Below are 19,843 nucleotides of genomic sequence, written 5' to 3'. Positions count from 1 at the left end.
TCACTCCTTTCCTTCCCGAGGAAAAACCCCGCAGGGGGGACTCACCAGGTCCAGGTCGACCGTGGTGACGTTGCCCGCGAACCCGTGCCGGCGGTAGGCCGCGCAGGCGGCGCGGCGGTTGCCGGGGGCGGCGGCGTAGTCGGTGGCCAGGACGGCCTTGCCCGCGGCGCGCAGGGCGGCGGCCTCGGCGAGGTTGCCGGCGCACCACTCCTTCGCGCAGGCCCGGTCGGTGGCCCTGAAGAACAGCTCCTCCATGCCGATGCCGTCGATGGCGGCGGTGTAGCCGCCGTGGTGCCGCAGCTCGGGCGAGTTCTGCGGGACGACGAGGAAGCCGGGGCGGACGGCCTTGGCGTAGGCGCTGATCCGGACGATCAGGTCGGCCATCTTCCTGCCGAGGCTGTGGCGGGTCTCGCCGGGCACGCGCGCCAGGTCGATCTCCTCGTACGCCAGGGGCGTGTCGAGGTAGACGCCGTCGAAGCCGGCCCGCAGGGCCTGGTCGACCCGGGGCCTGATCACCCGGTCCCACCACCACGGGTCCCAGTACTTGACGAAGTGCTCGTCGGGCCAGTCCGGCCAGACGTTCAGCCGCAGCCCGGCGGGCAGGCTCGCGAACTCCGTCCTGAACTCCTCCAGCGAGCCGATCTCGAAGTAGCCCAGCACCGTCTTGCCGCTCTCGCGCACCGCGGCGATCTCGGCGGCGGTGAAGTAGCCGGCGGCGGTGCCGTCGCGCGACAGGTCCACGACGGCCAGCCGGTGCGGCGCGGCGGCCACCGTGTCCAGCCGGCCGCCGGGATAGCCGGTCAGCACGTAGGTGAAGGAGGTGACGTCGAGCAGTCCCCCGGCGCCAGGGGCGGAGGCGCAGGCGCTCACCGTGAGCAGCAGGGCGAGGGCGAGCCGCCTCATCGCTCCTCCGCCATGGCCGCGACCGACGCGGCCAGGCCGTGGACGGGACGCCAGCCGAGGACCTTGATCGCCCGGGTGATGTCGGCCTGGCTCCACGGCGCCGCCCCCGACCGGTCGGATCCCCCCGCCATCTCGTGGATCCCGCCGTCGAAGCCCAGCGCGCGGGCCAGCAGCGCCACGGCGTCGCGGACCGGCACCGCCCGCCCCGACCCCACGTTGAGGACCCGCTCGCCGCCCAGGTCCGCGAAGGTCGCGGCCACCACGGCGGCGGCGACGTCGCGCACGTCCACGAAGTCGCGCATCGCGCCGAGCGGGCCGAGCGTGATGTCGTCCTTCCCCTCGCGCAGCAGCCGGGCCGCCCGGCCCAGCACGTTCACCGGTGTGAGGCCGGGCCCCACCGGGTTGAAGACGCGCAGCGACACGCCGTCCACCGGTCCCGAGGCGACCAGCCCGGTTCCGGCCAGGTGGCTCACCCCGTAGGCGGTGACCGGCCTGGCCGGGTCGTCCTCGCGGACCGAGCTCCCGTACGGCGTGGGCCCGTACTCGGCGGCCGAGCCGAGCCGTACCAGCCTGGCGGCGGGCGCGACCGCGGCCATGGCCTCCACGAGCAGGGCGACCACGCCCGCGTTGCCGCGCAGCAGCTCGTCGGGGCCGCCCGCCATCCGCCCCACGCAGCTGAGCACCGCGTCGGGCCGGACGCGGGCCAGCAGGCCGGTCACGGCGGCGACGTCGGCGGCCAGCAGGTCGAGCCGCTCCCGCCCCGCGCAGACGACCTCCCCGACCCGGGGGTCGTTGTCCAGCAGTAGCCTGACCTGGCGGCCGAGGAACCCCGAGGCGCCGAGCAGCAGCACCCTCACAGCGCCCGCTCCGGCTCAGGCAGCAGCAGCGGCCTGATCTCCTCGAAGCGGGCGTTCGCCTCGTCGTAGTCGTCGGGGCGGCCGATGTCGAGCCAGTAGCCGTCGAACTCGAAGACCGCCGGCGGCCGCTCGCGCGCCAGCAGGTCGAGCACCAGGTCGTCGAAGCCGAAGGCCATCCCCTCGGGATAGCCCTCGATGCAGCCGCGCGACAGGGCGTAGACGCCCATGCTGACCAGGTAGCTGAGCAGAGGCTTCTCCCTGAAGCCCGTGATGTGCCCGCCGGCGGCCTCCAGCACCCCGAAGTCGATCTTGACGACCCGCGGGGCCGTGGCCACCGTCAGCGGCGCCGTCGAGGCGGCGTGGCCGCGCAGCAGGTCGGCGTAGTTCAGCGTGGTCAGGACGTCGCCGTTCATGACCAGGAAGTGCTCGGGCAGCCGGTCCCTGATCGAGAACAGCGGCCCGATCGTCGACAGCGGCGCGACCTCCTCGGTGTAGTCGACGGCCAGCTCCCACCGGGCGCCGTCCCCGACGAACGCCCTGATCAGCGGGGACAGATGGCCGACGGCCAGGGTGACGCTGGTGAAGCCCTGCGCCGCGAGCTGGCGCAGGATGATGTCGAGGATCGCGTACTCCTCGCCGATCGGCACCAGCGGCTTGGGCAGCGCCGAGGTGTACGGCCGCAGCCGCACTCCCTTGCCGCCCGCCAATATGACGACATGCATGAACATCCCTTTCAGGGGTGGGACAGGCGTGCGATGCAGCGAGTGTCGTCGCGCCGGGTTTCACTTCGGTTCCTCTGCGGTTTCTCCCGCAGGGGCTAGGGTCGGTAGGCGTGGGGTTCGAGAACGCCGAGGACCGCTGGCGGCACCGTCTCGGCGAACTGCGCAACGTCGTCCGCCAGGAGCTGGTCACCCGGCAGCTCGACAGCCACCTGCCCGCCGCGCCCGCCCGCGTGCTCGACGCCGGATGCGGCCAGGGCACCCAGGCGCTGCGCATGGCCGAGCGCGGCCACGACGTCACCGGCGTCGACACCTCCGCGGACCTGCTCGGCCTGCTGCCCCCCGGCAGGGTCACGACCGTGCGCGCCGACCTGTCCGAGCTGCCGGCGCTGTTTCCGCCCGCCTCGTTCGACGTGGTGCTGTGCCACGGCGTGCTGATGTACTTCGCCGACCCCGGTCCGCTGCTCACCGACCTGGCACGGCTGGTCCGGCCGGGCGGGTTCCTGTCGCTGCTGGTGCGCAACGGCGACGCGCTGGCCATGCGGCCCGGCCTGGCGGGCGACTGGCCGGCCACCCGGGCCGCCTTCACCGCCGACGCCTACACCAACAGGCTGGGCGTGCGCGCGCGGGCCGACCGCCGCGCCGACCTCACCGCGGCGCTGGCGGCGCGCGGCCTGGAGGTGACGCACTGGTACGGCGTGCGCGTCTTCACCGACCCGGCCCCCGACGCGACGCCCACGCCGGACGACCTGGACGCGCTGATCGACTGCGAGGAGATCGCCGGCCGTACCGACCCCTACAGAGCAGTGGCCGCGCTGACACACCTCATCGGTGGTAGACAGGAAGCATGAAACGTCCCGGCAACTGGTGCGAGCGGCCGCGACCACCCCAGCCGTGGTGCGAGCGACCGGCTCCTCCCGCCCCGTGGTGCGAGGTGCCGGGCTCCTCGGTGCTCGGCGTGCTCGACGCGCTGCTGAAGGCCGCCAAGCGCTGAGGTTTCCCCGCCGCGGGGCGGGTAGTCGCTCCCTCCATGAACACCGAGCGGCACCGTTGCACGGCTGAGCCGGCCGGCGACCCGTCCGTGTCGCCGGCGTCGTCTTCGTCGCGCTGCCGCCGCCACGGGCCACGGCCGCAATCGTGGCCGGAGTTTTGCTCATCCTTGCCGCCGTACTTGGTCTTATCGGTAGGAAGCAGGGCGAACAGGTGGCATCGCCGGCGCCCGTGGCGGCGAACGAGAGCGTCAGGACCGACATCGACGTGGATCGACGTGGTGAGAGAGAGGGGACGACGATGACCGAGACCGATCCGGGCTTCAGCGACGCGCACGCCGGCGACGTGGGCGCGCGCAGGGCCACGGTGGGCACCCCGACCGACCACGAGTCCGTCAACGTCCCGCCCACCAGGGCAGGGGCGGCGGAGAACGCCGAGGCCGCGGCCGAGGCGCGCAGGCCGCACGAGGAGTTCGTGCCCGAGGGCCCGATCCCCGACGACAGGGCCGGCGAGGCGGACAAGTGGGACGACGAGCCCGCCGAGGTCTCCGGTGGCCAGGCCCCCGGCGACCAGGTTCCCGGTGGCCAGGCTTCCGGCGGCCAGGACTCCGGTGGTGACCAGGTCTCCGGCGGCCCGGGCCCGGGCGGCCGGAGCGGCGCGAGCGCCGCGGCCACGCCGCGGCCGAGCACCGACCGGCTGGTGGCGGGCGGGCCCGGGCAGGGCGGCGGGCGCGACGAGATCGCCGGGACCCGCGGGGAACTGGGCGGCACCGTCGAGGCCATGGTGAACAAGGCCGACCTCAAGGGCAGGGCGAGCGGGGTGGCCGGCGCGGCCAGGGACCGGGTCGTCGCCGTCACCGACCGGATGCCGGACCCCGTCAGGGACGCCGCCGACAAGGTGGGCGCGCAGGCGCGGCGCCGGCCGGGCCTGGCGGCCGTGGCCGCCGGCGTCGTGGCCCTGCTCGTGGCCCGGAGGCTGATGCGGCGAGGCAAGAAGTAGGCGTATGTGGTGGAACGCGCTCAGGCGGGCGTTCGCCGAGTTCCGGCGCGACGGCGTGCAGGACTGGGCGGCGGCGCTCACCTACTACGGTGTCCTGTCGATCTTCCCCGCCCTCATCGTGCTGGTGTCGCTGCTCGGCATGGTCGGAAGGGACGACGCGGCCACGGTGCTCGGCGGCATCGCCGTCCTGGCCCCGGCCGAGGTGCGTGACCTGCTGCTCCAGGGGCTTGCGGGGGTGCGCAGCACCGGCGCGGGAGCGCTGGCGATCGTCGGCCTGCTCGTGGCGCTCTGGTCTGCCTCGGGGTACATCGCGGCCTTCATCCGCGCGGCCAACGCGATCTACGACATCCGGGAGGGCCGTCCGTTCTGGAAGCTGACGCCGCTGCGCCTCGGGCTGACGCTGCTGGTCATGGTGCTGCTGGCGGCCGGGGCGGTCGCCGTCACCCTGACCGGCCGGGTGGCCGAGGTGGCAGGCGACCGGCTCCGCGTCGACGACACGCTGGTCACGATCTGGGACATCGCCAAGTGGCCGGTGCTCGCCCTCATCGCCGCGGGGCTCATCATGGTGCTGTACTGGGCGGCGCCGAACGTGCGCCAGCCGGGGCTGCGCTGGATCACCCCTGGCGGGCTGGTCGCGGTCGTGCTGTGGGTCATCGTCTCCGGCGGTTTCGCCCTGTACGTGGCCAACTTCGGCTCCTACAACAAGACCTACGGCACGCTCGCCGCGGTCGTGGTGTTCCTGATCTGGCTGTGGCTGTCCAACATGGCGGTGTTGTTCGGCGCGGAGTTCGACGCCGAGCTGATCAGGGGCAAGCGCATGGCGGAGGGGCACCCCGCGGACGCCGAGCCCTATGCGGTTCCGCGGGACCCGCCCGCGCCCGATACGCTGCCGACATGATTCGTCGTGCGGTGGTGGCCGTGATCATCGCGCTCGGCCTGGCCGGGTGCGGTGGCGGTGGCGCGGTCAGCGACCTCGGCAAGGTCGTCGAGGGCGTCCCGGGCGCGACCACGCAGGTCCAGGTCGGCAAGGGGCAGCGCTTCTCGGTGGCGCTGCCGCACGGCGACTGGGAGCTGAAGCAGGTGCCCGACGCCAAGGTGGCCTCCTTCATCAGCGAGGAGCACGCCGACGACCGCTCCTACTTCGTCTTCAACGCCAAGCACCCCGGCAGCACACGCGTCGAGATCACCGGTCAGGGAGCGGCGACGGTGGCGATCACCGTGCAGTAGGGTGCCGCGCATGAGCGATCTCCGGGAGTTCATGCGCGTACGGGCCAGCGCCGACGGGGCGGAGACGGTGACCTGGTGGACCGGCGACGTCTACGCCTATCTGCCCGACGACGGGCCCCGTCACCTGTTCGGCTTCGAGGGTGTCAACGTGGCGCGGGCGGTGGAGGGCGACGGCGGCTGGGAGCTGCTGACCAGGGAGGCGGCGGCCTACCTCGACCCCGTCTCGCGTGAGCCCCTCGACATCTGGGACAACCCCTTCACCGGCCGGTCCGTCGACGTCCAGCACGTCTACAACGATCCGGTCAACCAGCGGTTGCGCGGCTTCACCGTGCCCACCACCAGGCTCGGCGACACGGTCGTGTTCAACACCGACATCCTGCTGGCCTACCCGTCGCCGCTGAAGGTGGCCGACCATCCCGACAACTCCTTCAGCGACACCTACCGGGCCATGGAGCTGTTCCAGTTCTTCGCCCCCGCGGCCGATCTGGACGGCCAGGCCCCCTCGGTGCCGAGCACGCTGTCGTGGTGCCGGGTCTCGCCGTGGCTGCCGTGGATGGCGATGGCCCAGCGGCCGGGCGCGCTGGTCTACCACTGCAGGGGCGCCAAGGTCGACGAGGTGCCGGGCAACCTCGAGGCGTTCTTCGGCCCGATCAGCGCGCCCGTCGAGTGGAGCGCGCCCAACCAGACGAGCTGGACGACCTTCGTTGACCGAAGAAAGTTCTAGTCGTAGATTGCCCAGGTGACGGTGCACCAACCCGGCCTCGGCCGGTACTACGAGGACTTCGTCGTCGGCGACGTCTACCAGCATCCGCTGGGCCGCACGATCAGCGAGGCGGACAACACCTGGTTCACCCTGCTGACGATGAACACCAACCAGAACCACTTCAACGCGCACTTCGCCGCGGGCGCCCCGGCCGGGAAGATCATCGTGAACTCCGGCCTGTCCGTGGCGATCGTGCTCGGTCTGTCGGTGATCGACGTGAGCCAGAACGCCATGATGAACCTCGGCTGGGACGAGATCAGGCTCACCCATCCGGTGTTCGTCGGCGACACCCTGTACGCCGAGTCGAAGGTCCTCGACAAGCGCGAGTCGAGGTCGCGCCCCTACGCCGGCATCGTCACCTGCGCCACCCGCGGCCTCAACCAGGACGGCGACGAGGTCATGTCGTGGCGGCGGACCGTCATGGTCTACAAGCGGGACGCGCCGCACGACAAGGGCTACTTCCCGACCGCGAAGAACGGACCCATGTGATGGACTTCGAGCTCGACGAGGACCAGCAGCTGTTCCGCGCCACCCTGAGAGAGTTCGTCGACAAGGAGATCGTGCCCGTCGCCGGCGAATGGGAGCGGTCGGGCCACTACCCGGCGGAGATCGTCGAGCGCTTCAAGGAGCTCGGCCTGTTCGGCATGACGATCCCGGCCCGCTACGGCGGCCTCGCGCTCGACCGCGTCTCCTACGCCCTGGTCTTCGAGGAGATCGCCCGCGGCTGGATGGGCGTGGCGGGCGTGCTCGGCTCCCACTCGCTGTCGGCGTGGATGATCGACCAGTACGGCACGCCCGAGCAGAAGGAGCGCTACCTGCCCGGCCTGGCCGCCGGCACCCGCCGTACCGGGATCGCGCTGACCGAGCCGGGGGCGGGCACCGACCTGCAGGGGATCACCACCCGCGCGGTCCGCGACGGCGACCACTACGTGATCAACGGTGCGAAGACCTGGATCACCAACGCCCGTCACGCCGACCCGATGCCCGTCCTGGTGAAGACCTCGATCGAGACGCCCGCCCACAAGGGCATGTCGATGCTGCTCGTCGAGGCCGGCACGCCCGGCTACACCATCAGCCGCGACCTGCCCAAGCTCGGCTACAAGGGCACCGAGACCTGCGAGATCACCCTCGAGGACGTGCGGGTGCACCGCGACCGGTTGCTCGGCGGCGTCGAGGGGCGGGGGATGCAGCAGGCGTTGTCGGCCCTCGAGCTCGGCAGGGTGAACATCGCCGCCCGCGCGGTCGGCGTCGCGCAGTGCGCCTTCGACGCCGCGCTCGCCTACGCGGGACAGCGGGAGGCGTTCGGCAGGCCGATCGGCGACTTCCAGGCCATCCAGCTCAAGCTCGCCGACATGGCCACCGACATCCAGGCGGCCAGGCTGATGACCTACTGGGCGGCCTCCAGGTCGGCCAGGGCGGAGGCGGCCATGGCCAAGTACTTCGCCTCGGAGGTGGCCCTGCGCGTCACGATGGAGGCCATGCGCGTGCACGGCGGCTACGGCTACTCGCAGGAGTTCGTCCTCGAACGCCTCTACCGCGACGCGCCGCTGATGGCGATCGGCGAGGGCACCAACGACGTGCAGCGCCTGCTGATCGCCAGGGAACTGCTCAAGGGAACGGTGAGGGTCGGCTGGTGAGCTGTCCGTTCTGCGAGATCGTCGCGGGGGAGCGGGCCGCCTTCGTCGTCTCCTCCGACGAGGTGGCCGTCTCCTTCCTCGACGCCAGGCCCGTCTTCAAGGGGCACCTGCTGGTGGTGCCGCGGCAGCACGTCGAAACGCTGACCGACCTGCCCGAGGTGGGCCCCTTCTTCGAGCGGGTGCAGCAGCTGGCGGGCGCCGTGGAGAAGGGTCTGGAGGCGGCGGGCACGTTCGTGGCGATGAACAACCGCATCAGCCAGAGCGTCCCCCACCTGCACGTCCACATCGTGCCGCGCAACAGGAAGGACGGGCTGCGCGGCTTCTTCTGGCCGCGCGTGAAGTACGACTCCGACGAGGAGGCCGCGGCCTACGCCGCCGCCATCAGGGGGAGCGGCTGAGCGGGCGGCCCCCGCGCGCCCGCCGGGTCCGCCCTTCAGCACCGCGAGTCCGCCTTCAGGACCGCGGGCCGCGCCCCGCGGCGGCGGGACGGCGGTAGGCTCCGGCCGTGGAACCCGTGGTCGTCGCCCTCCTCCTGGCTCTCCTCGTGGGCGGTCCCGCCCTCGTGCTGTGGCGGGTGCTGCGCGGGCGCCGCGAGCTCGGCTCGGGCCCGGCCGAGCGGGCCACGTTCGAGACCCTGCACACCGCCTCGCTGGCCGCGCCGCCGCTGCGCGCCGGCCTGTCGGAGGAGGGGGCGCAGCGGGCCTCCAAGCACCTGCGCGAGCTGCTCGGCTCCCCGGCGATCGCCATCACCGACGGCGAGCGGCTGCTGGTCTACGACGGCGCGGGCGAGCACCACGCGGCCGAGGCGTTCGCCCACGCGGCGGGCACCCTGAAGGACGGCCGTACCCAGGTGCTCAACCTCGACTGCGAGCTGCTCGAGTGCCCGATCAGGCACGCCGTGGTGGTGCCGCTCACCACGGACGACAGGGTGGTCGGCTCGCTGGCCGCCTACGGCGAGCACAGCTCGGCCGGGCTGGTCCGCGCCGCCCAGGAGGTGGCCCGCTGGGTCGACTCGCAGCTCGAGCTGGCCGAACTCGACCGCAGCCGCACCCTGCTGATGGAGGCCGAGGTGCGGGCGCTGCGCGCCCAGATCTCCCCGCACTTCATCTACAACTCCCTCACCACCATCGCCAGCTTCGTCCGCACCGACCCCGAGCGGGCCAGGGAGCTGCTGCTGGAGTTCGCCGACTTCACCCGCTACAGCTTCCGCAGGCACGGCGACTTCACCACCCTGGCCGAGGAGCTGCGCTCCATCGACCGTTACCTCATCCTCGAACGCGCCCGCTTCGGCGACCACCTGCGCGTCACGCTGCGGATCGCGCCCGAGGTGCTGCCCGTCGCCGTGCCGTTCCTGTGCCTGCAGCCCCTGGTCGAGAACGCCGTCCGGCACGGCCTGGAGTCCAAGGACGGCGTCGGCCGCATCACGATCATCGCCGAGGACGCGGGCGCCGAATGCCGCATCAGCGTCGAGGACGACGGCCTCGGCATGGATCCCGAACGTCTGCGCCGGATCCTGGCCGGCGACGTCCCGGCGGCCGGCGGCGTCGGCCTGGCCAACGTCGACGAGCGGCTGCGCCAGGTCTACGGCGACGAGTACGGCATCGTCGTCGAGACGGCTCAGGGGGCCGGCACGAAGGTCAACGTCAGGGTCCCCAAGTACCACCCCGGGGTGTCAGCCCGCTGATCTACTTTGTAAAGGCGCGGCCCTGGTAGCAGTGGCCGTACGGTCCTCCTCGCACACATGGCGGAGCCCGCGACGATTTCGCGAGCCTGTGATCGGGTCGTGACAGGCTTGACGCCTGATGTCTGTTTCATCACTCTCAAATGACCGGAGGGAGAGCCGTGAACGGGCTGCGGGTGCTGGCGGTGGACGATGAGCTCCCCGCGCTCGAGGACCTGGCGTACCTGCTGCGCGCCGATCCCCGGATCGGCGAGGTCGCCACGGCGCGCGACGGGGCGGCGGCGCTGCGGCTGCTCGACCGGGCCATGGCCGAGGGCAGGCCGATCGAGGCGGTCTTCCTCGACATCAGGATGCGCGGGCTGGACGGGGTGGTCCTGGGCAGGCTGCTGTCGCGCTTCGCCGACCCGCCCCGGGTGGTGTTCGTGACCGCCTACGAGGAGCACGCGGTCGACGCCTTCGAGATCAAGGCCGAGGACTACCTGCTCAAGCCGGTCCGCCCGGAACGGCTCGCCGAGGCGATCAGGCGGGTGTGCGTCTCGTCCGACGTTCCCGCCGAGAACGCCGAGTACGACACGATCCCCGTCGAGCTGGGCGGGGTGACCAGGTTCGTCTCCACCGCCGACGTGGTCTACGTGGAGGCGCACGGCGACTACGCCCGCCTGCACACCTCCGGCGGCAGCCATCTGGTGCGCATCCCGCTGGCCACGCTGGAGGAACGGTGGGCCTCCTCGGGCTTCGTCCGCGTGCACCGCAGCCACCTGGTCGCCGTCAAGCACATCGAGGAACTGCACATCGACTCGGGCCGGTGCACCGTCAGGGTGGGCGAGACCGAGATCCCCGTCAGCCGCCGCCACACGCGCGAGCTGCGCGACCTGCTGCTGCGGAAGGCGAAGCGATGAAGGGCCGCGTCACCGTCACCAGCCCGCGCACCGCCGCCGCCCGCCGTCCCCGCTACCCGGCCAGCAGGGAGATCGACGAGCAGACCCGCCTCGGCGAGGTCTACATGCGCTCGCTGCTGCGCACGCAGTTCAGGCTCGCCCTGTTCGTCTGCACGGTGCTGGCCTGCGTGGTGCTCGGCCTGCCGCTGCTGTTCCTGCTGGTGCCCGAGCTGCGCGCGGCCGAGCTGGCCGGCGTGCCGCTGCCGTGGGCGGTGCTGGCGGGGCTGATCTATCCGCTGTTCGTCGCGGGGGCCTGGCTCTACGTACGGCAGGCCGAACGCAACGAGCGCCACTTCGAAGACCTGGTCGAGCGGCAGTGAACGGCGCGTCCGCGGGGCGGGTGACGGTCGGGTGAGCCTCGCGGCCGTCGGCCTGGTGATGGCCGCGGCGATCCTCATCGGGGCGTTCGGGTTGCGGCTCTCGCGCACGACCTCCGACTTCTACGTCGCCTCCCGCACCGTGACCCCGCTGTGGAACGCCTCGGCCATCGGCGGGGAGTACCTGTCGGCCGCCTCCTTCCTCGGCATCGCGGGCCTCATCCTCACCCACGGCGCCGACATGCTGTGGCTGCCGGTCGGCTGGACCGGCGGATACCTGGTGCTGCTGGTCCTGGTCTCCGCGCCGCTGCGCCGCTCGGGCGCCTACACGCTGCCCGACTTCGCCGAGTCGAGGCTGGAGTCGATGGCCGTGCGCAGGACCGCCAGCGTGCTGGTCGTGCTGATCGGCTGGCTCTACCTGATGCCGCAGTTCCAGAGCGCGGGCATCGTGCTGCGGGCCATCACCGGGGCGCCGGGCTGGGTGGGCGGGCTGCTGGTCGCGGTGGTCGTGGCGGTGAACGTGCTGTCGGGCGGGATGCGGTCGATCACCTTCGTCCAGGCCTTCCAGTACTGGCTGAAGCTGACCGCGCTCGCGCTCCCGCTGGTGTTCCTGCTGCTGGCCTGGCGCTCGGGCGGCGCGCCCGGACTGCCGGCGCACGACGCGGCCCACTGGCAGCTGCCGCTGGCCGGCGCCAAGGAGTACGGGCTGTACTCCACCTACTCGCTGATCCTGGCGACGTTCCTCGGCACGATGGGGCTGCCGCACGTGCTGGTGCGCTTCTACACCAACCCCGACGGGCGGGCGGCGCGCCGTACGACGCTGGTGGTGCTGTCGCTGCTGGGCGCCTTCTACCTGCTGCCGGCGCTCTACGGGTGGCTGGGCCGGATCTACGCGCCCGACCTGGCCGGCACGGACGCGGTGGTGCTGACGCTGCCGTCGCGGATGATCGGCGGCACGCTCGGCGACCTGCTGACGGCGCTGGTCACCGCGGGCGCGTTCGCGGCGTTCCTGTCGACGTCGTCGGGGCTGACGGTGTCGGTGGCGGGCGTGATCGCGCAGGACCTGCTCGGCGGCGGCGCGGTGCGCGCCTTCCGCCTGGCGACGCTGCTGGCGGTGACGGTGCCGCTGGGCCTGGCGGTGTGGGCCAGGGCCCTGCCGGTGGCCGACGTGGTGGGGCTGGCCTTCGCCGTGGCGGCCTCCTCGTTCTGCCCCCTGCTGGTGCTGGGCATCTGGTGGCGCCGCCTGTCGTCGACGGGCGCGCTGGCGGGGCTGCTGGTGGGCGGCGGCCTGGCGTGCGCGGCGGTGATGGCGCAGATCACCGGCGGCCCCTTCGACGGTCTCGTGGGCGCGCTGCTGGCCCAGCCCGCGGCCTGGACGGTGCCGATCGCCTTCGTGGTGATGATCGCCGTGTCGTTCCTCACCCCGCACCACGTGCCCCCGGGCGTGGCCCGCACCATGGTGCGGCTGCACACGCCCGAGACCCTCAACCTGGACCGCGGTGACTGGCGTCCGCGCTCGTCCTGACGGGCAGCTCGCCCGAGCCGCGCACCACCAGCTCGACCGGCACCCGCACCTGCTGCGGTGGCCCGCCGCCCAGCAGCAGGTCCACGGCGGTACGGCCGAGCAGACCGGTGTCGTACCGCACCACGGTCACTCCGGGGTCGAAGACGTCGGCCAGGGCGAAGTCGTCGAACCCCACGAAGGCCGGCCTGTCGGGCCGCCGCCGCAGCGCCTGCAGGATGCCGATCGCCGCCCTGTTGTTGGTGGCGAAGAAGGCCGTGGGCGGGTCGGGCAGCGCCAGCAGCCGGTCCACCTCGCGCGCGGCCCGCCAGGGGTCGAACACGCCGCGCGTCACCAGCCGCTCGTCGAGCGTGCCGAGCGCCTCGCGGTAGCCGCGCGCCCGGTCGTGCACCGAGCTGACCGTCTCGTCGTCGGAGATGAGGGCGATCCTGCGGTGCCCGCGCGCCATCAAGTGCTCGGTGGCCAGGCGCCCGCCCGTGAAGTCGTCGAGCAGTACCGCGCCGGAGTGGGGGACGCCCGGCGGCAGCCGGTCGACGAACACCGCGCGCAGCCCGCCGGCGACCAGCTCGCCGAGCCAGTCGTGCCGGCCGGCCGACGGCACGAGGATGAGCGAGTCGACGCCGCGCGCGAACATCGACTCCACCAGCATCCGCTCGCGCTCGGGCCGTTCCTCGTAGGAGCCGAAGACCACCAGCGCCTCGTGCTCGGCCGCCGCGCTCTCCACCGCCGCGGCCAGGTGGGAGTAGAACTGGTTGGAGATGTTCTCCATCACCAGGCCGATCGTGAGCATCGCCGCGCCCCTGGCCAGGCGGCTGGCCGCCTCGTTACGGCGGAAGCCGAGCGCGTTGATGGCCTCCTGCACCCTGCGCTGGAGCGTGGCGCTGACGTGCGGCTCCTGGTTGACCACCCGGGAGACGGTCTTCAGGCTCACCCCCGCGTGCCGGGCCACGTCGGCCATGGTGGGCGGCTTGCGCCCCTCTGTCATAGTGTCCCCCATGAACGATGACTGGATCTGCGGCAGGCTGGGCGAGGACGCGCCGTGGACGCTCGGCGCCGTCAATCCCCCGATCTACGAGAACTCCCTGTTCACCTTCGAGACGGTCGGCGACCTGGCCGAGGCGATCAAGGACGAGGACGAGCGCTACGTCTACTGGCGGGGCACCAACCCGACCGTCGATCTCGCGCAGCGCAAGCTGGCCGCGCTGGAACGAGCCGAGCGGGCCAAGTGCTTCGGCTCGGGGATGGGCGCGATCTCGGCGACCATCTCGTCGCTGGTGTCGGCAGGCGACCACGTGCTGGTGCTCGGCGCGATCTACGGGCCGACCACGCAGTTCCTGCGCTACCTGGAGAAGTTCGGCGTCACGCACACACACGTCGGCGACCCCGCTGGTCTTGACAGCGCTATCAGAGAGAACACGCGAGTACTCTACTTCGAGTCGCCGTCCTACATGAGCTACCGGCTGGTGGACATCGCGGAGGTGACCCGGTGGGCCGCGGGCCACGGGCTGGTCTCCGTCATGGACAACACCTGGTCGACGCCGCTGTTCCAGAAGCCGCTGACCATGGGCGTCGACCTGGTGATCCACTCGTTGTCGAAGTACGTGGGCGGCCACAGCGACCTGGTCGGCGGGGTGGTGGCCGGCTCCGCCGAGCTGATCAGGCCGATCGCGCTGACGGAGTACCAGCTGTACGGCGCGGCCATGTCGCCGCACGACGCGGCCAAGGTGATCAAGGGGTTGCGCACGCTCCCGGTGCGGATGGCCGCCCACCAGGAGCGCGGCCTGGCCGTGGCGGCCTTCCTGGACAAGCACGCGGCGGTGCGGGCCGTCCACCATCCGGGCCTGCCCTCCCATCCCGACCACGAGCTGGCGGCGCGGCAGATGTCGGGCTTCTCCAGCGTCTTCGGCTTCGAGGTCGACAGCGACGACCGGCGGGCGGTGGCGGCCTTCCTGGACGGGCTCAGGGCCTTCAGGATCGGCGTGTCGTGGGGCGGGTTCGAGAGCCTGGTCATCGCGCCCGCGCTGACCATCGAGGAGTCGGTGCGCGCCACCATGGGCATCCCCGTCGGGCTGGTGCGCCTGTCGGTGGGTCTGGAGCCGGCCGACACACTCATCGAGGATCTGGCTCTAGCGCTGGAGGGGGTTGTGCCCCTAGCTTGAGTGACAGCGCTGTCACCCAGGAGGCACCCCATGAAATCCCCCCTCCTCGCGGCCCTGGCCGCCGCCACTCTGACGATCGCCGCGTGCGGTTCGGACTCCTCGTCCGATGGCGGCGGCACGGTCAGGCTCCGCATGATCGAGAGCCTGACCAGCCCCGACAGGACCAAGCTGATCAAGGGTCTGCTCGCCGAGTTCGAGAAGGCCAACCCCGGTGTGGAGGTGGAGCTTGTCTCGCCGCCCTTGGACAGTGCGGACCAGAAGATCACCCAGATCCTGCAGACCAAGAAGGACCTGGACGTGCTGGAAGTGCGCGACCACACGGTCAAGTCCTTCTCCAACAACGGCTGGCTGGCCGAACTGCCCACCACCCAGTGGGTGGGCTGGACCGACCTGACCGAGCTGGCCAGGAAGAAGGCCGTGGAGGTGGGCGGCAAGCCGTACCTCATCCCCTACGGCTTCTACCAGCGGGCGCTGTTCTACCGCACCGACTGGGGCATGACCAAGCCGCCGGCCACCTGGGAGGAGCTCTACCAGGAGGGCAGGAAGATGACCACCGGCGAGCGGTACGGCTACTCCTTCCGGGGCGGCAAGGGCGGCGCCGACTACGCCGTCCAGATGATCAGCGCCTACAACGGCGAGGCGCTGGACCCGCAGAAGTCCTTCTACCTGAAGGACAAGAAGACGATCTTCTCCACGCCCGAGGCCGCCCAGGCCATGGAACTGTTCGTGAAGATCTTCAAGGAGGCCTCGCCGCCCGACTCGGTCGCCTGGGGCTACCCGGAGATGGTGCAGGGCTTCACCTCGGGCGTGACCGGCATGCTGATCCAGGACCCCGAGGTGATCAAGACGGTGGAGGAGAGCGGGCAGACGGCCTGGTCGACCGCGCCGATCCCCAAGGGCCCCACCGGCTACGCCTTCCAGCCCGTCGGCTACGCCGGATGGGGCGTCACCTCCTTCAGCGCCCATCGGGCCGAGGCGGTCAAGCTGGTGCAGTTCCTGTCGGAGGCCAAGCAGAGCATCGCCTTCGCCAAGGGCAACTCGCTGATCCCGATCTCGGTCTCCGCGCAGCAGGACCCGCAGTTCTCCCAGGGCGCCTGGAAGGCCTACCTGGAGGCGCAGCAGGACCCCAAGCAGGTGATCACGATCAGGCCGGTCGACTCGCCCGGATGGAGCCAGTTCCTCGTCGACTCCGACCGTGACGTGCAGGCGCTGCTGACCGGTAAGAAGAGCGTGGCCGACGTGCTGAAGGGCTGGGACGCGTTCTGGGCGGGTCAGGCTTCGTGAGCCGTCCCGCCTTCACCACCCGCAAGGCAGGGCTGATCGCGCTCTGCCTGCTGCCCGGAGTCGTCTTCGTCGCGCTCTTCACCTACTACCCGATGGTGCGCGGCAGCGTCATCGCCTTCCAGCGCTACAACCTGTTCGACCTGACCTCGACCCCGTTGGTCGGGCTGGACAACTTCAGGGCCGTGCTGGCCGAGGACAGGTTCTGGACGGCGCTGCGCAACACCGGCACGTGGGTCGCCGTCTCGCTGTTCTTCCAGTTCTTCCTCGGCTTCGCGCTGGCCCTCCTGCTGCGCCGCCAGTTCCGCGGCAGGGGGCTCTACCAGGCGTGGGTGTTCTTCCCCTGGGCGATGTCGGGGTTCCTGATCGGGCTGCTGTGGCGGTGGATGTTCAACGGCCAGTTCGGGGTGATCAACGACCTGCTGCTGCGGACCGGGATCATCGACACCCGCATCGGCTTCCTGTCCACGCCCGGCTGGGCCATGACGTCGGTGATCGTCGCCAACGTCTGGTACGGCGTGACGTTCTTCGCGATCATGATCATGGCGGCGCTCCAGTCGGTGCCGCGCGAGCTGTACGAGGCGGCCGCCGTGGACGGGGCCTCCAGGCTGCGGCAGTTCTGGCACGTGACGCTGACGCACATCCGCCCGACGCTGGCGCTGATCGTGCTGCTGCGGGTGATCTGGATCCTGAACTTCCCCGACCTCATCTACTCGATGACCGGCGGCGGCCCCGCGGGCTCGACGGACATCGTGACGACCTTCCTGATCCAGCAGGTCATGGGCGGCGACTACGGCAGGGCCGGCGCGGTCGGCTTCCTGGTCCTCGGCCTCCTGCTGGCCTTCAGCGTCTTCTACCTCAACGCCACCCGCTTCGAGAGGTCACGATGATCGCGCGGCGCGCCGCCAAGGCGATCGTGCTGGGAGCCTGGCTCCTGATCACGGTCTTCCCGCTCTACTGGGTCGTCGTCACCTCGCTCAAGCCCAAGAGCGAGATCTTCTCGATGCCACTGCGGTACTGGCCGGGGGAGCCCACCCTGGAGCACTACGCCGAGCTGTTCTCCTTCGCCGACTTCGGCCGCTACCTGGCCAACAGCCTGGTGGTCGCGCTGGTGTCGGCGGCGGTGGTGACCGTCATCGGCGTGTTCGGCGGCTACGTGCTGGCCCGCTTCGACTTCCCCGGCAGGGGCGCGCTCATGCTGGCCTTCCTGGTCACGCAGATGATCCCGCTGTTCATCGCGCTGGGCCCGCTCTACCTCCTGATGTCGGACCTGGGGCTGCTCAACCGGCTGCCGGGGCTGATGGTCGTCTACGTCGCCATGCTGGTGCCGTTCTGCACGATCATCATGCGCGGCTTCCACGAGCGGGTGCCCGCGGCGCTGGAGGAGGCGGCGCAGGTGGACGGCGCGTCCAGGCTGCAGGCGATGGCGCGGGTGATCATCCCGGTGATACTGCCCGGCGTGGCGGCCACCTTCATCTTCGCCTTCGTCCAGGTGTGGAACGAGCTGTTCCTGGCGATCACGTTCATCGACAGCGAGGACGCCAAGACCGTCCCCGTCGCCATGAACTCCTTCATCACCCAGTACGACATCGACTGGGGTGCGATGGCGGCGGCCACCGTGGTGTCGGTGATCCCGACGCTGGTGCTGTTCGCCGCGATCCGCCGCTACATCGTCGAAGGGCTCACCGCGGGCGCGGTGAAGGGCTGACGGAGCGGGCACGCGACCGCTCAACCCACAAATCAGACCTTTCACCGCAAGTGGCCGCCAGTTGGCCGCCGCGGCGGCGCGCCTCGCCGAACGGCCGGACTCGCCCCCTCCACGAACGGTAGCTTCCCCTCTTACCTTGTGCGTGATCCGCATCACACCCGGAGGGCGTCGAGCCGTGACTACCAGAGAACATGACACATCGGTCTACGAACAGATGCAGGCCAGCGGTGAGTTCCAGGAGCTGAGGCGGCGCTTCAGGGCGTGGACCTTCCCCATGACGGTGGCGTTCCTGGCGTGGTACCTGCTGTACGTGGTGCTGTCGGCCTGGGCGCGCGACTTCATGGGCATGAAGCTCTTCGGCAACGTCAACGTCGCGTTGATCTTCGGTCTGCTCCAGTTCGTCTCCACGTTCTGGATCGCGTGGGCCTACGCCAAGCATGCGGAGAGGAAGCTCGACCCCATCGCCGACAAGCTCCGCCACGAGGTCGAGGAGAAGATCCAATGAACCTCTCCGCCATCCTGTTCCTCACCTTCGTCGTCGTCACGCTGGGCATCACCTTCTGGGCCAGCCGCCAGACCAAGACCGCCGCCGACTACTACGCCGGCGGCCGGTCCTTCAGCGGCTTCCAGAACGGCCTGGCCATCGGCGGCGACTACATGTCGGCCGCCTCCTTCCTCGGCATCGCGGGCATCATCGCCCTGTCGGGCTACGACGGCTTCCTCTACTCGATCGGCTTCCTGGTGGCGTGGCTGGTCGCGCTGCTGCTGGTGGCCGAGCTCATGCGCAACTCGGGCAAGTTCACCATGGCCGACGTGCTGGCCTTCAGGATGAGCCCCCGCCCGGTGCGCACCGCGGCGGGCGTGTCCACCATCGTGGTCAGCATCTTCTACCTGCTGGCCCAGATGGTGGGCGCGGGCGCGCTGGTCGGCCTGCTGCTCGACATCCACTCGCCTCAGGGCAAGGTCTGGACGATCATCGGCGTCGGCGTCCTGATGATCATCTACGTGGTGGTCGGCGGCATGAAGGGCACCACCTGGGTCCAGATCGTCAAGGCCGTCCTGCTCATGGGTGGCGCGGCCCTGGTCACGCTGCTGGTGCTCGGCAAGTTCGGCTTCAACCTGTCGGCGCTGCTCGGCGACGCGGCCGCGCAGAGCGGCAAGGGTGACGCCTTCCTGAACGGAGGTGGCAAGTACGCCACCGACGCCCAGGGCCTGGCCGGCAAGATCGACCTGATCAGCCTCGGCCTCGCACTCGTCCTGGGCACCGCGGGCCTGCCGCACATCCTCATCCGCTTCTACACCGTCCCGACCGCCAAGGACGCCCGCAAGTCCGTCCTGTGGGGCATCGGCATCATCGGCACCTTCTACCTGCTCACCCTCGTTCTCGGCTTCGGCGCCGCCGCCATCGTCGGCAGCAAGGCCATCGCGGCGGGCGACAAGGCGGGCAACACCGCCGCCCCGATGCTCGCCGAGCGGATCGGGCAGGCCATCTTCGGCCCCGTCGGCGGCACCATCCTGCTCGCCCTCATCGGCGCCGTGGCCTTCGCCACCATCCTCGCGGTGGTCGCGGGCCTGACGCTCGCCTCCTCCTCCAGCTTCGCCCACGACCTGTACGCCCACGTGTTCAAGCACGGCAAGGCGACCGAGCGCGAGGAGGTCGTGGTGGCCCGGCTGTCGGCGTTCGTCATCGGCGCCATCGCCATCGGCCTCGGCATCCTGGCCCAGGGACAGAACGTCGCCTTCCTGGTCGCCCTCGCCTTCGCGGTGGCCGCCTCGGGCAACCTGCCGGCGATCCTCTACAGCCTGTTCTGGAAGAGGTTCAACACGGCCGGCGCGGTCTCGGCCATCTACGGCGGCCTGATCTCCGCCCTCATCCTGGTGATCTTCTCGCCGGTGGTGTCGGGTTCGGCGACCGCGCTGTTCAAGGACGCGAACTTCGCCTGGTTCCCGCTGTCGAACCCGGGCATCATCTCGATCCCGCTCGGCTTCTTCTTCGGCTGGCTCGGCACCGTACTGAGCAAGGAGTACAACGCCGCCAAGTACGCCGAGATCGAGGTCCGCTCCCTGACCGGCGTCGGTGCCGAGAAGGCCGTCCAGCACTGACCCTCCCGCCGCCAGGGCCCGGCTCCTCAGGGAGCCGGG

General features: G+C 71.0%; 23 protein-coding genes. 19 read left to right on the top strand and 4 right to left on the bottom strand.

Annotated elements, in window-relative coordinates:
- The 3 genes from ACWEVS_RS09735 to ACWEVS_RS09725 are packed head-to-tail and all read right to left on the bottom strand — an operon-like array spanning position 1 to position 2,482.
- On the bottom strand, positions 1–903 hold the full coding sequence (locus ACWEVS_RS09735) for an endo alpha-1,4 polygalactosaminidase (RefSeq protein WP_452550836.1): 903 nt from the start codon (positions 901–903) through the stop codon (positions 1–3).
- A complete protein-coding gene (locus ACWEVS_RS09730) occupies positions 900–1,760 on the bottom strand; it encodes an NAD-dependent epimerase/dehydratase family protein (RefSeq protein WP_452550834.1) in 861 nt (286 codons plus the stop codon). The genes ACWEVS_RS09735 and ACWEVS_RS09730 overlap by 4 nt, the downstream gene beginning before the upstream one ends.
- Positions 1,757–2,482 (bottom strand): sugar phosphate nucleotidyltransferase, encoded by a 726-nt coding sequence (locus ACWEVS_RS09725; protein WP_354907268.1) that lies wholly within the window; start codon positions 2,480–2,482, stop codon positions 1,757–1,759. The genes ACWEVS_RS09730 and ACWEVS_RS09725 overlap by 4 nt, the downstream gene beginning before the upstream one ends.
- Before the next feature lie 110 nt (positions 2,483–2,592).
- Here ACWEVS_RS09725 and ACWEVS_RS09720 point away from each other — a divergent pair, with 110 nt between their 5' ends.
- The 13 genes from ACWEVS_RS09720 to ACWEVS_RS09660 all read left to right on the top strand — a co-directional run bounded on the left by ACWEVS_RS09720 (position 2,593) and on the right by ACWEVS_RS09660 (position 12,556).
- On the top strand, positions 2,593–3,330 hold the full coding sequence (locus ACWEVS_RS09720; RefSeq protein ID WP_452413870.1) for a class I SAM-dependent methyltransferase: 738 nt from the start codon (positions 2,593–2,595) through the stop codon (positions 3,328–3,330).
- Complete coding sequence (locus tag ACWEVS_RS09715) at positions 3,327–3,473, top strand: hypothetical protein (RefSeq protein ID WP_354907265.1); 147 nt, start codon at positions 3,327–3,329, stop codon at positions 3,471–3,473. Before ACWEVS_RS09720 ends, ACWEVS_RS09715 begins: the two co-directional genes overlap by 4 nt.
- Before the next feature lie 296 nt (positions 3,474–3,769).
- Complete coding sequence (locus ACWEVS_RS09710) at positions 3,770–4,468, top strand: hypothetical protein (RefSeq protein WP_452550832.1); 699 nt, start codon at positions 3,770–3,772, stop codon at positions 4,466–4,468.
- 4 nt (positions 4,469–4,472) lie between these two features.
- Positions 4,473–5,366: a YihY/virulence factor BrkB family protein gene (locus ACWEVS_RS09705; RefSeq protein ID WP_452550831.1), complete on the top strand. Its 894-nt coding sequence runs from the start codon at positions 4,473–4,475 to the stop codon at positions 5,364–5,366.
- Positions 5,363–5,695: a hypothetical protein gene (locus ACWEVS_RS09700; protein WP_449927509.1), complete on the top strand. Its 333-nt coding sequence runs from the start codon at positions 5,363–5,365 to the stop codon at positions 5,693–5,695. The genes ACWEVS_RS09705 and ACWEVS_RS09700 overlap by 4 nt, the downstream gene beginning before the upstream one ends.
- 10 nt (positions 5,696–5,705) lie before the next feature.
- On the top strand, positions 5,706–6,419 hold the full coding sequence (locus tag ACWEVS_RS09695; protein ID WP_449927512.1) for a DUF1838 family protein: 714 nt from the start codon (positions 5,706–5,708) through the stop codon (positions 6,417–6,419).
- A 15-nt stretch (positions 6,420–6,434) separates the two neighbouring features.
- Entirely contained in the window at positions 6,435–6,947 is a 513-nt protein-coding gene (locus ACWEVS_RS09690; protein WP_449927515.1) for a MaoC family dehydratase, read from the top strand.
- Positions 6,947–8,095, top strand: coding sequence for an acyl-CoA dehydrogenase family protein (locus ACWEVS_RS09685; protein WP_452550829.1), 1,149 nt, complete (start codon positions 6,947–6,949; stop codon positions 8,093–8,095). Before ACWEVS_RS09690 ends, ACWEVS_RS09685 begins: the two co-directional genes overlap by 1 nt.
- Positions 8,092–8,493 (top strand): HIT family protein, encoded by a 402-nt coding sequence (locus tag ACWEVS_RS09680; protein WP_354907256.1) that lies wholly within the window; start codon positions 8,092–8,094, stop codon positions 8,491–8,493. Before ACWEVS_RS09685 ends, ACWEVS_RS09680 begins: the two co-directional genes overlap by 4 nt.
- A 107-nt stretch (positions 8,494–8,600) precedes the next feature.
- Positions 8,601–9,779, top strand: a complete 1,179-nt coding sequence (locus ACWEVS_RS09675; RefSeq protein WP_354907254.1) for a sensor histidine kinase — start codon at positions 8,601–8,603, stop codon at positions 9,777–9,779.
- A 140-nt stretch (positions 9,780–9,919) separates the two neighbouring features.
- The gene (locus ACWEVS_RS09670; RefSeq protein ID WP_449927522.1) at positions 9,920–10,675 is read left to right on the top strand and encodes a LytR/AlgR family response regulator transcription factor; all 756 of its coding nucleotides are present in this window, start codon (positions 9,920–9,922) and stop codon (positions 10,673–10,675) included.
- Positions 10,672–11,034, top strand: a complete 363-nt coding sequence (locus tag ACWEVS_RS09665; protein ID WP_354907253.1) for a hypothetical protein — start codon at positions 10,672–10,674, stop codon at positions 11,032–11,034. The genes ACWEVS_RS09670 and ACWEVS_RS09665 overlap by 4 nt, the downstream gene beginning before the upstream one ends.
- Positions 11,035–11,065: 31 nt before the next feature.
- The gene (locus ACWEVS_RS09660) at positions 11,066–12,556 is read left to right on the top strand and encodes a sodium/solute symporter (RefSeq protein WP_449927526.1); all 1,491 of its coding nucleotides are present in this window, start codon (positions 11,066–11,068) and stop codon (positions 12,554–12,556) included.
- On the opposite strand, the gene ACWEVS_RS09655 is transcribed toward ACWEVS_RS09660, so the two are convergent.
- Positions 12,516–13,538 carry a LacI family DNA-binding transcriptional regulator gene (locus tag ACWEVS_RS09655; protein ID WP_449927529.1) on the bottom strand — a complete coding sequence of 341 codons (1,023 nt, stop codon included), beginning with the start codon at positions 13,536–13,538 and terminating at the stop codon, positions 12,516–12,518. The two genes, ACWEVS_RS09660 and ACWEVS_RS09655, sit on opposite strands and share 41 nt — an antisense overlap.
- Positions 13,539–13,548: 10 nt before the next feature.
- Here ACWEVS_RS09655 and ACWEVS_RS09650 point away from each other — a divergent pair, with 10 nt between their 5' ends.
- From ACWEVS_RS09650 to ACWEVS_RS09625, 6 genes are all read left to right on the top strand, one after another.
- Positions 13,549–14,712 carry a trans-sulfuration enzyme family protein gene (locus ACWEVS_RS09650; RefSeq protein ID WP_452550826.1) on the top strand — a complete coding sequence of 388 codons (1,164 nt, stop codon included), beginning with the start codon at positions 13,549–13,551 and terminating at the stop codon, positions 14,710–14,712.
- A gap of 30 nt (positions 14,713–14,742) precedes the next feature.
- Positions 14,743–15,996 carry an ABC transporter substrate-binding protein gene (locus ACWEVS_RS09645; protein ID WP_452413862.1) on the top strand — a complete coding sequence of 418 codons (1,254 nt, stop codon included), beginning with the start codon at positions 14,743–14,745 and terminating at the stop codon, positions 15,994–15,996.
- Positions 15,993–16,883: a carbohydrate ABC transporter permease gene (locus ACWEVS_RS09640; RefSeq protein ID WP_452550825.1), complete on the top strand. Its 891-nt coding sequence runs from the start codon at positions 15,993–15,995 to the stop codon at positions 16,881–16,883. Before ACWEVS_RS09645 ends, ACWEVS_RS09640 begins: the two co-directional genes overlap by 4 nt.
- Positions 16,880–17,701, top strand: a complete 822-nt coding sequence (locus ACWEVS_RS09635; protein ID WP_449927541.1) for a carbohydrate ABC transporter permease — start codon at positions 16,880–16,882, stop codon at positions 17,699–17,701. The genes ACWEVS_RS09640 and ACWEVS_RS09635 overlap by 4 nt, the downstream gene beginning before the upstream one ends.
- Positions 17,702–17,876: 175 nt before the next feature.
- Positions 17,877–18,206, top strand: coding sequence for a DUF485 domain-containing protein (locus ACWEVS_RS09630; RefSeq protein WP_449927544.1), 330 nt, complete (start codon positions 17,877–17,879; stop codon positions 18,204–18,206).
- A complete protein-coding gene (locus tag ACWEVS_RS09625) occupies positions 18,203–19,804 on the top strand; it encodes a solute symporter family protein (protein ID WP_452413861.1) in 1,602 nt (533 codons plus the stop codon). The genes ACWEVS_RS09630 and ACWEVS_RS09625 overlap by 4 nt, the downstream gene beginning before the upstream one ends.
- Positions 19,805–19,843: the final 39 nt, after the last annotated feature.

The organism is Nonomuraea sp. NPDC003754 (assembly GCF_053605785.1).
This window is presented reverse-complemented; position numbering and strand designations above follow the sequence as displayed.

Coding starts and splice junctions, on each gene's coding strand:
- ACWEVS_RS09655 (WP_449927529.1), bottom strand. CDS start 13,538: ATGACAGAGGGGCGCAAGCCGCCCACCATGGCCGACGTGGCCCGGCAC.
- ACWEVS_RS09735 (WP_452550836.1), bottom strand. CDS start 903: ATGAGGCGGCTCGCCCTCGCCCTGCTGCTCACGGTGAGCGCCTGCGCC.
- ACWEVS_RS09625 (WP_452413861.1), top strand. CDS start 18,203: ATGAACCTCTCCGCCATCCTGTTCCTCACCTTCGTCGTCGTCACGCTG.
- ACWEVS_RS09695 (WP_449927512.1), top strand. CDS start 5,706: ATGAGCGATCTCCGGGAGTTCATGCGCGTACGGGCCAGCGCCGACGGG.
- ACWEVS_RS09670 (WP_449927522.1), top strand. CDS start 9,920: ATGACCGGAGGGAGAGCCGTGAACGGGCTGCGGGTGCTGGCGGTGGAC.
- ACWEVS_RS09725 (WP_354907268.1), bottom strand. CDS start 2,482: ATGCATGTCGTCATATTGGCGGGCGGCAAGGGAGTGCGGCTGCGGCCG.
- ACWEVS_RS09715 (WP_354907265.1), top strand. CDS start 3,327: ATGAAACGTCCCGGCAACTGGTGCGAGCGGCCGCGACCACCCCAGCCG.
- ACWEVS_RS09705 (WP_452550831.1), top strand. CDS start 4,473: ATGTGGTGGAACGCGCTCAGGCGGGCGTTCGCCGAGTTCCGGCGCGAC.
- ACWEVS_RS09635 (WP_449927541.1), top strand. CDS start 16,880: ATGATCGCGCGGCGCGCCGCCAAGGCGATCGTGCTGGGAGCCTGGCTC.
- ACWEVS_RS09645 (WP_452413862.1), top strand. CDS start 14,743: ATGAAATCCCCCCTCCTCGCGGCCCTGGCCGCCGCCACTCTGACGATC.
- ACWEVS_RS09685 (WP_452550829.1), top strand. CDS start 6,947: ATGGACTTCGAGCTCGACGAGGACCAGCAGCTGTTCCGCGCCACCCTG.
- ACWEVS_RS09665 (WP_354907253.1), top strand. CDS start 10,672: ATGAAGGGCCGCGTCACCGTCACCAGCCCGCGCACCGCCGCCGCCCGC.
- ACWEVS_RS09700 (WP_449927509.1), top strand. CDS start 5,363: ATGATTCGTCGTGCGGTGGTGGCCGTGATCATCGCGCTCGGCCTGGCC.
- ACWEVS_RS09650 (WP_452550826.1), top strand. CDS start 13,549: ATGAACGATGACTGGATCTGCGGCAGGCTGGGCGAGGACGCGCCGTGG.
- ACWEVS_RS09710 (WP_452550832.1), top strand. CDS start 3,770: ATGACCGAGACCGATCCGGGCTTCAGCGACGCGCACGCCGGCGACGTG.